This is a genomic window from Streptococcus sp. F2 (assembly GCF_056500955.1).
In genome coordinates, this window is record NZ_JBWKAI010000006.1 from 81,383 (window position 1) to 92,974 (window position 11,592).

At 39.6% G+C, this 11,592-nt stretch carries 11 protein-coding genes; 9 read left to right on the forward strand and 2 right to left on the reverse strand.

Features of this window, described 5'->3' with window-relative positions; genetic code table 11:
- Positions 1-108 precede the first annotated feature (108 nt).
- Both nox and ACYTR8_RS03565 read left to right on the forward strand, forming a co-directional pair.
- On the forward strand, positions 109-1,476 hold the full coding sequence (gene nox / locus ACYTR8_RS03560; protein WP_111716312.1) for a H2O-forming NADH oxidase: 1,368 nt from the start codon (positions 109-111) through the stop codon (positions 1,474-1,476).
- A gap of 68 nt (positions 1,477-1,544) precedes the next feature.
- Positions 1,545-2,078 carry a dihydrofolate reductase family protein gene (locus ACYTR8_RS03565; protein ID WP_111716314.1) on the forward strand — a complete coding sequence of 178 codons (534 nt, stop codon included), beginning with the start codon at positions 1,545-1,547 and terminating at the stop codon, positions 2,076-2,078.
- A gap of 55 nt (positions 2,079-2,133) precedes the next feature.
- Here the strand turns inward: ACYTR8_RS03565 and ACYTR8_RS03570 are convergent, their stop codons facing one another.
- A complete protein-coding gene (locus ACYTR8_RS03570; RefSeq protein WP_003050541.1) occupies positions 2,134-3,117 on the reverse strand; it encodes an L-lactate dehydrogenase in 984 nt (327 codons plus the stop codon).
- Positions 3,118-3,319: 202 nt separating this feature from the next.
- Between ACYTR8_RS03570 and gyrA the strand changes: the two genes are divergently transcribed.
- From gyrA to ACYTR8_RS03605, 7 genes are all read left to right on the forward strand, one after another.
- A complete protein-coding gene (gene gyrA, locus ACYTR8_RS03575) occupies positions 3,320-5,824 on the forward strand; it encodes a DNA gyrase subunit A (RefSeq protein ID WP_269760262.1) in 2,505 nt (834 codons plus the stop codon).
- An 8-nt stretch (positions 5,825-5,832) separates the two neighbouring features.
- Positions 5,833-6,582, forward strand: a complete 750-nt coding sequence (locus ACYTR8_RS03580; RefSeq protein WP_269760263.1) for a class A sortase — start codon at positions 5,833-5,835, stop codon at positions 6,580-6,582.
- Between the two features lie 82 nt (positions 6,583-6,664).
- On the forward strand, positions 6,665-7,078 hold the full coding sequence (gene gloA2 / locus ACYTR8_RS03585) for an SMU1112c/YaeR family gloxylase I-like metalloprotein (RefSeq protein ID WP_269760264.1): 414 nt from the start codon (positions 6,665-6,667) through the stop codon (positions 7,076-7,078).
- A gap of 150 nt (positions 7,079-7,228) precedes the next feature.
- Positions 7,229-8,164 (forward strand): metal ABC transporter solute-binding protein, Zn/Mn family, encoded by a 936-nt coding sequence (locus ACYTR8_RS03590; RefSeq protein ID WP_269760265.1) that lies wholly within the window; start codon positions 7,229-7,231, stop codon positions 8,162-8,164.
- Positions 8,161-8,619 carry a pneumococcal-type histidine triad protein gene (locus tag ACYTR8_RS03595; RefSeq protein ID WP_111716327.1) on the forward strand — a complete coding sequence of 153 codons (459 nt, stop codon included), beginning with the start codon at positions 8,161-8,163 and terminating at the stop codon, positions 8,617-8,619. Before ACYTR8_RS03590 ends, ACYTR8_RS03595 begins: the two co-directional genes overlap by 4 nt.
- A 272-nt stretch (positions 8,620-8,891) precedes the next feature.
- Positions 8,892-9,851 (forward strand): DUF1002 domain-containing protein, encoded by a 960-nt coding sequence (locus ACYTR8_RS03600; protein ID WP_479641678.1) that lies wholly within the window; start codon positions 8,892-8,894, stop codon positions 9,849-9,851.
- A 362-nt stretch (positions 9,852-10,213) separates the two neighbouring features.
- Positions 10,214-11,098 (forward strand): metal ABC transporter solute-binding protein, Zn/Mn family, encoded by an 885-nt coding sequence (locus tag ACYTR8_RS03605; RefSeq protein ID WP_479641680.1) that lies wholly within the window; start codon positions 10,214-10,216, stop codon positions 11,096-11,098.
- An 8-nt stretch (positions 11,099-11,106) separates the two neighbouring features.
- Here the strand turns inward: ACYTR8_RS03605 and ACYTR8_RS03610 are convergent.
- Positions 11,107-11,592: IS3 family transposase (locus ACYTR8_RS03610; protein ID WP_479641679.1), on the reverse strand; the 486-nt coding region annotated here is incomplete at its 5' end.

The following is an 11,592-nucleotide window of genomic DNA, read 5'->3' on the forward strand; positions in this document are numbered from 1 at the left end:
TGATGAAAGAAGAAATAGATAAGAAAAGTGAGCAATATATTTGGAAGCGTTTTTTGATTGTGATATAATGAAGCCCTATATAATATTGTGAAATGAGGAACAAAATATATGAGTAAAATCGTTGTTGTTGGTGCAAACCACGCTGGTACTGCCTGTATCAAGACTATGTTAACAAACTATGGTGATGCCAATGAAATTATTGTATTTGACCAAAACTCAAATATTTCATTTTTAGGTTGTGGTATGGCACTTTGGATTGGTGAGCAAATTGCTGGGCCAGAAGGACTTTTCTATTCAAATAAAGAAGAATTAGAGTCTTTAGGAGCTAAAGTTTACATGGAATCACCTGTTCAATCTATCGACTACGATGCCAAAACAGTGACTGCTCTTGTGAATGGTACAGAACATGTGGAAAGCTATGACAAGTTGATTTTTGCAACTGGATCACAACCTATCTTGCCACCGATTAAAGGTGCCGAAATCAAAGAAGGGTCACTTGAATTTGAAGCAACTCTTGAAAATCTTCAATTTGTGAAGTTGTACCAAAACTCGGCAGACGTTATTGCTAAGCTTGAAAATAAAGATATCAAGCGAGTAGCTGTTGTCGGTGCAGGTTATATTGGTGTTGAGTTGGCAGAAGCTTTCCAACGTAAAGGTAAAGAAGTTGTTCTTATTGATGTTGTAGATACTTGCTTGGCAGGTTACTATGATCGCGATATGACTGACTTAATGGCTAAAAACATGGAAGAACACGGTATTCAATTAGCCTTTGGTGAAACAGTTAAAGAAGTTGCTGGTGATGGCAAAGTTGAAAAAATCATTACTGACAAAAATGAATACGATGTGGACATGGTTATCCTTGCTGTTGGTTTCCGTCCAAATACAGCTCTTGGAAATGGTAAGATTGAGCTTTTCCGTAATGGTGCTTTCCTTGTTAACAAACGTCAAGAAACTTCTATTCCAGGTGTTTATGCTATTGGTGACTGTGCAACGATTTATGACAATGCAACTCGTGACACAAGCTACATTGCGTTAGCATCGAATGCTGTTCGTACAGGTATTGTAGCAGCTCATAACGCTTGTGGTACAGACCTTGAAGGTATTGGCGTTCAAGGCTCAAACGGTATTTCCATTTACGGCTTGCACATGGTTTCAACTGGTTTGACACTTGAAAAAGCAAAACGTCTTGGTTTTGATGCTGCAGTGACGGAATATACTGATAATCAAAAACCTGAATTTATCGAACATGGTAACTTTCCAGTAACAATCAAAATCGTTTACGATAAAGACTCACGTCGTATCTTGGGTGCTCAAATGGCAGCGCGTGAAGATATGTCAATGGGAATTCACATGTTCTCACTTGCTATCCAAGAAGGCGTAACCATTGAAAAATTAGCTTTGACAGATATTTTCTTCTTGCCTCACTTTAACAAGCCATATAACTATATTACAATGGCAGCCTTAGGAGCAGAATAAGATAAGATTTCTTTGATTCGTGTATAATATTAAGTGTCTCCCTATGGAGGCACTTTTTAGGAGGAAAAATGAGAAAAGTAGTCTTGAACATTGCTATGAGTTTAGATGGATTTATCGCAAGGGAAGACGGGACCTATGATTGGATTGAGGGGCACGGAACGGATGCATATGATAGTGCTAACCAATTTGATAATCCATCCTTCTTTGCTTCCAGTGACACCGTTATTATGGGGCGAAAATCATTTGAAGATTGTCCGATTGAGCTAATAGAAGGCTACCGAGAAAAAACCTTTTATGTGGCTAGTAGTCAAGTAATGACTAGTCCCTATTCAAATGTCTATTTTTCTAAAGATATAGTTAGTACTCTTAAGCAATTGAAAGCAGGAGAGGGAGGACCGATTTGGATATTTGGCGGAGCAGACCTTGTTCATAGCTTGATAGAAGCTGACCTCATCGACCATTACATTATAGGTATCATCCCGACTATTTTGGGTTGTGGTCGGCCTTTGTTTACAGGCAATCGTCAAGAACGTCATTTAAGACTGATAGAATCGACTGTCACAGATGGTATCGCCATGCTACGATATGATAAAAGAGGATAAAAAAAGAGGCCCAGAGGGTCTCTTTTACATGTTTAGGATGTTTTAGATATGGGGTTTAGTTTTTAGCAGCAGAAGCAAATTCTTCCTTAGCGAAAGCTTCATCGATGATAGCTTTCAATTGGTTTGCAGAAGCTTGCATTTTTTGGAGTTCAGCATCGTTAAGAGGGATATTAACTGGTCGAACGATACCATATGCGCCAACGATAGCTGGTTGACCAATATAGCAATCTTCAACGCCTTCATATTGTCCTTCTTGGAAAACAGAAAGTGGAAGAACAGCATTTTCATCATCAAGGATAGCTTTTGTAATACGAGCTAGGGCAACTGCAATACCGTAGAAAGTAGCACCTTTTTTGTTGATGATTGAGTAGGCTGCATCACGGACAGAGATGAAAAGATCAACTAAACCTTGCTCATCGATGTCACGGTTTGCTTGTAGCCAATCGTAAAGTCCAACCCCCGCAACGTTAGCGTGTGACCAAACAGCAAATTCTGAATCCCCGTGCTCTCCCATGATATAAGCGTGGACTGAACGCGCATCAACCCCAATTTTAGCAGCTAGTGCTTGACGGAAGCGGGCTGAATCTAGTGATGTACCTGATCCAATGACACGCTCTTTAGGGAAGCCTGAGAATTTCCAAGTTGAGTAAGTTAAAACGTCAACTGGGTTAGCAGCAACAAGGAAAATACCATTGAAACCAGATGCAACGATTTGTGTAACAACCTCTTTATTGATACGAAGATTTTTTTCGACAAGGTCAAGGCGTGTTTCACCTGGTTTTTGAGGAGCGCCTGCTGTCAAGACAACGAGATCAGCATCATGACAGTCTGAGTATTCAGCTGCGTAGATTTTTTTAGGTGATGTAAAAGCAAGAGCGTGGCTTAAATCTTCAGCATCTCCTTGAGTTTTTTCTTTAAAAATATCAATAATACCAAGTTCTTGAGCAATATTTTGTGTTACCAATGCAAAAGCGTATGATGAACCAACGGCACCATCGCCGACCAAGATTACTTTTTTGTGTTGTTTAGTTGCAGTCATTTCTAAACATCTCCTTAATTTTATTAGAGCAATCGCTCGTACGACTTTATTTTAACATATTGAGAATTGTTTGTCATGGAATTCAGAAAAATAATGAAAATAGTTTTCTGATAACGCTTCCAGTAAGAAAAAATAAGGATTTTATGGTATAATGGAACATAGTATTGACTAGAGTATTGACTAGAAAAGGAGCATTCCTTAAATGCAAGATAGAAATTTAATTGACGTCAATCTGACAAGCGAAATGAAGACGAGTTTCATCGACTACGCTATGAGTGTTATTGTAGCGCGGGCGCTTCCAGATGTGCGTGACGGTTTAAAACCCGTTCATCGTCGTATTCTCTATGGGATGAACGAACTCGGTGTCATGCCTGATAAACCACATAAAAAATCAGCCCGTATTACCGGTGATGTCATGGGTAAATATCATCCACATGGAGATTCTTCTATTTATGAAGCCATGGTTCGTATGGCACAGTGGTGGAGTTATCGTCACATGCTTGTTGATGGTCATGGAAACTTTGGTTCTATGGATGGTGATGGTGCTGCGGCGCAACGTTACACTGAAGCGCGTATGAGTAAAATTGCGCTAGAATTATTAAGAGATATTAATAAAAATACGGTTGATTTTCAAGATAACTATGATGGTAGCGAAAGAGAGCCGCTAGTATTACCAGCCCGCTTCCCTAATCTCTTGGTCAATGGTGCGACCGGTATTGCGGTTGGGATGGCGACTAATATCCCTCCACATAACTTGGCAGAATCAATTGATGCTGTCAAAATGGTCATGGAGAATCCAGATTGCACAACGAGAGATCTCATGGAAGTCATTCCAGGGCCAGATTTTCCGACAGGAGCTCTTGTCATGGGACGTTCAGGAATTCATAGAGCTTACGATACAGGAAAAGGCTCTATTGTCTTGCGGTCGCGTACAGAGATTGAAACCACTAAAACTGGTCGTGAACGTATTGTGGTGACGGAATTTCCTTATGGTGTCAACAAAACAAAAGTACATGAACATATTGTTCGTTTGGCTCAAGAAAAACGCATCGAAGGCATTACTGCTGTGCGTGATGAATCTAGTCGCGAAGGGGTGCGCTTCGTTATTGAAATCCGTCGTGACGCTTCAGCTAATGTGATTTTGAACAACCTTTTCAAATTGACGAGTCTTCAAACAAACTTTAGCTTTAACATGCTAGCTATTGAAAATGGTGTTCCTAAAATCTTATCATTAAGGCAAATTATTGATAATTACATTAGCCATCAAAAAGAAGTGATTACTCGCCGTACTCAATTTGATAAGAATAAGGCAGAAGCTAGAGCTCATATTTTAGAAGGATTGTTGATCGCTCTAGATCACTTGGATGAAGTCATTGCTATTATCCGAAACAGTGAGACAGATGTCATTGCTCAAGCAGAATTAATGTCTCGTTTTAACTTATCGGAACGTCAAAGCCAAGCCATCTTGGATATGCGTCTGCGTCGTTTGACTGGTTTGGAGCGAGATAAAATCCAATCAGAATATGATGAATTGTTAGCTTTGATTGCTGATTTAGCTGATATTCTAGCTAAGCCGGAACGCGTTGTGACTATTATTAAAGAAGAGATGGATGAGATTAAGCGTAAATACGCTAACCCTCGTCGCACAGAATTAATGATTGGTGAAGTCCTCTCTCTAGAGGATGAAGATTTAATCGAAGAAGAAGACGTTTTAATCACCTTATCCAATAAAGGTTACATCAAACGTCTTGCTCAAGATGAATTCCGTGCCCAAAAACGTGGGGGCCGTGGTGTTCAAGGAACAGGGGTCAATGATGACGATTTTGTTCGTGAGCTGGTATCAACAAGTACCCATGACACCTTGCTCTTCTTTACGAATTTTGGACGAGTTTATCGTTTGAAAGCTTATGAAATTCCTGAATACGGTCGCACAGCCAAAGGCCTTCCAATAGTTAATTTGTTAAAATTGGAAGATGGCGAAACTATTCAAACCATTATCAATGCACGCAAGGAAGAAACCGCTGGAAAATCTTTCTTCTTTACCACAAAACAAGGGGTTGTCAAACGTACAGAAGTATCTGAGTTTAATAATATCCGACAAAACGGTCTTCGTGCCCTCAATCTGAAAGAGGGAGACCAACTGATTAACGTGCTACTGACCAATGGTCAAGACGATATCATTATTGGAACTCAGTCCGGTTATTCTGTCCGCTTTAATGAGGCAAGTATCCGTAACATGGGCCGCTCTGCGACAGGAGTTCGTGGTGTCAGTCTTCGTGAGGACGATAGAGTTGTCGGTGCTTCACGTATCAATGATCATCAGGAAGTCCTCGTGATTACTGAAAATGGTTATGGGAAACGAACTGAGGCCACAGAATACCCAACCAAAGGCAGAGGGGGTAAAGGGATTAAGACAGCTAACATCACTCCTAAAAACGGGCAACTGGCTGGACTTGTAACAGTTAACGGCACAGAAGATATTATGGTCATCACTAATAAAGGGGTTATTATTCGAACAAACGTGGCTAATATCTCCCAAACGGGTCGTGCTACCTTAGGTGTTAAAGTGATGAAATTAGATGCAGATGCTAAAATCGTGACATTTGCTTTGGTTCAAGCAGATGATGAGGAAGAAACTATTGGCGAGGTAGAGCAAAGCCAAATCCCAGCTGCTACAGATACGACACCAAATAATGACGAGGAGTAACGAAACGAATGGTAAAAAAACAACGTCGTCAGAGTAGAAAACCGATGTCATGGACAAGGAAAATTCTGATTGCTGTCCTTTTAATTCTTGGGTTGGCCTTACTCTTTAATAAGCCCATTCGCAACACATTAATTGCATGGAATTCTAACAAGTATCAAGTAACCAAGGTATCCAAAAAGGACATCAAAAAAAATAAGGAAGTCAAATCGACTTTTGATTTTCAGGCTGTTGAGCCAGTCAGCACAGAGGCTGTTTTACAAGCGCAAATGGCTGCTCAAGAACTCCCTGTCATAGGAGGTATTGCTATACCAGAAGTTGGTATTAACCTACCAATTTTTAAAGGGCTTGGCAATGTCGAATTAATTTATGGTGCTGGAACCATGAAAGAGGACCAAGTTATGGGAGGCGAAAATAATTACTCTCTTGCTAGTCATCATATTTTTGGTATGACTGGTTCTTCTCAGATGCTTTTTTCACCGTTGGAAAGAGCACAAAATGGTATGGCTATCTACTTAACGGATAAAGAAAAAATCTACGAGTATACCATCCATGAGGTTTCTACGGTGGCTCCTGAGCGAGTTGATGTGATTTATGACACACCTGGGCTTAAAGAGATTACTTTAGTAACCTGTACAGATTTGGAAGCAACAGAACGTATTATTGTGAAAGGACAACTCAAAACAGAGTATGATTTCGATAATGCGCCTGTTGAAGTACTTAATGCGTTCAGTCATTCCTATAATCAAGTCTCTACCTAATAGAGGCGACGGCATCATTTAATAAGTAGGAGGAGGCCATAACGAGTCCTTCCCTACTTTTTCTTTTGAAAGGAGAGGGATTATGCGCTTAGATGCTATTCACCACGTGGCTATTATTGTCTCAGATTATGAGGCATCAAAAGATTTTTATGTTAATAAGTTAGGGTTTCGTATTATCCGAGAGAATCAGAGACCGGAGAGACATGATTATAAATTGGATTTAGCCTGTGGTCAGATTGAATTGGAGATATTTGGAAATGTTACCAGTGATCCTTTTTATCAAGCCCCACCAAAACGTGTCGGTAGACCAGAATTTGACAGGGAAGCCTGTGGTTTGAGACATCTTGCCTTTCGTGTTACCAACATTGAGAGTTATGTAGATAACCTAAAGAGCTTAGGAATTCCAGTAGAGCCTATCAGGTATGATGATTATACAGGTGAGAAAATGACTTTCTTTTTTGATCCGGATGGCTTGCCTTTAGAGTTACATGAATAAGTTAGTGAATTCCCTATTGATGTCTTTGACAATCAGTAGGGTTTTTGATTGCTTTAAAAGAATATTGGCTTCTCATCAAATGATAAGAGATTGACAAGGGAATTAAAAGATGATATGCTATCAGATGATTAACTAGTTAAGAGAGTTTATATGAGAAAAAATATTGTTACTATTGTCAAATGCCTATGCTTAAGTTTTCTTTTTGTGGGCTTGTCTGGTTGCCGGTCTGTTGATAAACCATTAGCAAAAGGCTTACATATCAAGACCAGCTTTTATCCCGTTTATGCTTTGACAAAGGAGATTTCGGGAGATTACAACCAGATTGACCTGATGGTGAAAATGGTTAGTATACATTCTTATGAACCTAGTCCTAATGTGGTTGCTAGGACCTATGATGCAGATATTTTCATTTACCATTCCAATATCCTAGAATCATGGGCGGCTGATTTAGCTCCCCAGCTTAGAAAAAAAGGAGTACTTGTTTTAGAGGGAGCTGCTCATTTGCCATTAGAAAGGGTGCAGGGTCTGGAAAAAGTTCCCTTAAAGAAAGGCATGTCCGCAAATGCGCTCAATGACCCTCACACGTGGACAGATCCTCTATTAGCCAGCCAGGAAGCAGATGCTATTGCCACATTATTAGCAAAAAAAGATCCTGACCATAAGGAGTATTACCTCAAAAATGCCAAGCGTTTTAAGTTAAAGGCTCAGAAGCTAGTAGAACGGTATCAAGCGAAATTCGCTAGTCTTCCCCGTCATACCTTTGTGACACAGCACACAGCATTTTCCTATTTAGCAAAACGTTTTGGCCTAACGCAACTAGGCATTGCAGGTGTCTCCCCAGAACAAGAACCGAGTCCCCAACAATTGGCTGATATGAAACGTTTTATTGAACGATATGGTGTCAAAACAATTCTTATGGAAGAAAATGTTTCTGGCAAACTCGCCAAAACGCTGGCAAAAAGTAGTGGGATTAGTGTGAGACAATTAAGTCCCCTTGAAATCGCTCCAGATAATCAAAAATCTTATCTTGACAATTTGGAGATGAATTTAGCCGTACTTTATGATGTCCTGGAGAAAGAAAAATGAACAAACGCATTAATGTAACGATAGTACTAGCTGTCATCTTATGTGGTCTAACAGCTTGTAAAGCTCAATCGATGGAAGATACTAAGCCTAAGAATGATCAAAGTCATAAAACAAGTCACAAAAGCCACGAAAAAGTGCTAAAAGATGACAGTGATAAAACCCCAGCAGAAATTGATCAAAAAGAAGGTATTGCTGCTGAGCAAATTGTTGTTTCGATTTCAGATGACGGGTTTGTTACCTCACATGGAGATCATTACCATTTTTACAATGGAGAAGTTCCGTTTGACAGTTTATTGTCAACGGAGTTATTGGCTCCTGAAGATTACCAGTTTGACAATAGCCATGTTATCAGTGACATTCAAAATGGTTATATCCTTAAAGTAGGTGAGACCTACTACGTTTATTTGAAAGATCAAAACCATCGAGACAATCTTAGAGCGGTTTCAGAAGAATAAGTGTGATGGTAAAATAGTAACAACTAATGACTGTTCTTTGGAAGAATTTCCAAAGGGCATTTTTTGTTTCAGGAGTGACACTGATGCTGACAGTTTTTAATCGTCTTATGATAGGAAAAATGCTACAATAGTCCCACTGAATTTTGAAAAAGAAGAGGGAATAGAGGTTTGTGACAGATTACAATGAGAGGTTTGCAAAAGTAGTTGTGCCTATCCATCATTTGGAACAGCCCTCATCCCATAGGAAATTTAGCTTCATTGAGGTAATGAAAATGACTTATAAAAAACCGTTTGTGGCAGGTGCTCTTATGTTAGCATCGGTCTTTACCATCCAAACAGCTTTCGCAGCAACAACTAACGTCCAAACTGTTATTGATGAACACTATGTGCAGCCGGATTATGTATTAGGCTACTCCTTATCGCCTGATCAACAGAACCAAACGTTGAGTTTGCTTCACTACAATAGTGCTAAGGATAAACAAATTAAAACATTGAACACTACAGCCTATGCTTCTATTATGAATGTAGCAGATGATCCGAGCCTTCAGCTTTATTCTTCTGTTAAAATTCAAAAGTTAGGAGCAAAAGAGACCTTAACGGTGATAATTGAGACACCCAAGACGATTCAAAAAGTGACTCAGGACATGTATCGAAATGCAGCAGTTACTCTTGGCATTGAGCATGCAAGTATTCAAGTTGCCTCTCCTATCCCTGTCACTGGAGAATCAGCACTGGCCGGTATTTATTACTCCTTAGAAAAAAATGGCGCCAAAGTTCCAGAAGAGAACAAGCAGCTTGCACAAGAAGAATTAGCCACACTGTCTAGTATCAATGCTGATAATGCGGGTAAGGCAGGTTATGATGCTGATAAGTTAAATGTTGCCTTAACTGATATCAAAGCAGCTGTGGCAGAAGGTGGAAAGAACCTCTCAGAGGAACGTGTCCGTCAGATTGTTGAAGATACCTTGAAAAATTATGGCTTAAATCAATCTGTAACAGCCGATCAAATCAACGTCATTGTTAATTTTGCTATTCATTTATCTAATAGTGGTGTCATTACAAATGGTCAATTTGTGGAAACTCTAAATGATTTAAAAGCAAGTATTGTTAGCAAGGCTAATGGAACTTTTGACCACATTGATCTTCATTTTGATGCCAATCAAGCCCTTGATAAGGGGAAGGGCATTTGGCATCAGATTGTGGATTTTTTCAAGCAGTTTATTAATGGCTGATTATGCCACGTCTAAAAAAGGGTAGGGATGTTTTCCTTTCAAGCCTTGTGGCAGTAGTTCTATTTGTTCATAAAAACTGGATGGTCGCATCCAGTTTTTTCCTTTTCTAAAAAATTTTTTAACCTAAATTAAATAGCTTGCAGATATTGATTTCTAGGGATTTATCGATATGTTATTAGCTGGAAAATGTCCAAAAGAGGATTGACAATGACTAAAAAGGGTCATATGATTAACTAGTTAAGTATATTTAATGATGACCTACTTAACGATGTTACACTTTTTTAATTAGAAAGGAGCCAAATGTGAAGAGAAAGTATATTGCTTTTGGTCTCGGTTTGTTATGCTGCCTATTATTCCCTTTAATGACAGCCTGTCAAACGCCATCTAGGCAGGTCAAAAAAGGGCTACACATAGTTACCAGTTTTTATCCTATCTATGCAATGACTAAGTATATCTCTGGTGATTTGAATGATGTGAAAATGATTCAGTCTAGGGCAGGCATTCACTCATTTGAACCTTCGCCTAATGATGTGGCAGCGATATATGATGCTGATTTATTTGTTTATCACTCTCATACCTTGGAGGCTTGGGCGGGTAAACTAGATGCCAGTAAGCACCAGTCAACGGTTAAAATTGTTGAAGCTTCAAAAGGGTTAGTTATGGATAAGGTAGAAGGTTTAGAGGATATGCCTGTAACGGACGGCATTGATCCTGCAAGACTATATGATCCTCATACCTGGTCAGATCCCATATTAGCTGCAGATGAAGCTGATATCATTGTTAAGCAGTTGGCAAAGGTTGACCCCAAACATCAAGCAGTTTATCAGAAAAACGCTAAAGCGTTTAGAAAAGAGGCTGAGGCGATTAATCAGAGTTTTCAAGCTAAATTTAAAACAGTTAAAACCAGAACATTTGTCACCCAACACACGGCATTTTCTTATCTGGCAAAACGATATCACCTAAAACAGTTAGGAATAGCGGGGATTTCTCCAGAACAAGAGCCCACAGCTAGACAATTAACCGACATTAGAGATTTCATCAAAACTTATCAGGTGAAAACCATTTTTGTTGAGGAGAATGTTTCACAAAAGCTAGCAAAAACCATTGCTCATACCACTGGCGTTAACCTGAAACTGTTGAGTCCCTTAGAAGCGGATCCAGAAAATAATAAATCTTATTTGGAGAATGTCAAAGACAATTTAGACATTTTATTGAAAAGGCAACACTTTTCTGAACAATTTTTATAAAGTGCTTTTTAAGCGATAATTCGTTTGGTCATGGGAGTTTGGTAGTTAAGACTACCATGAATGCGATGATAGTTCCACCAGTGGACATAATCTTTCGTTTTGAGGGCTAATTCTTCTAGTGATTGAAAGGTTTCTTGGTTGATAAACTCCAGTTTGAAGGAACGATAGGTACTCTCAGCGACGGCATTGTCATAGGGACAACCAGCCTGACTGACAGAACGGGTGATTCCAAAAGCTTCAAGCATCTCATCAATCGGCTGATTGCCAAACTCCTTGCCACGATCGGAATGGAACAACTTGACCTTGGTTAGTGCATAAGGGATGCTTTGAATGACTTGTTTAACGAGCTCCGCAGTCTTGTGCCAGCCAACGGACAATCCTATGATTTCACGATTAAAGAGGTCAATGATGAGACAAACGTAAGCCCAGCGCCTATCCACACGGACGTAAGTCAAGTCGGTCACCAGGGCTTCCAGTGGTCTTTCTTGGTCGAA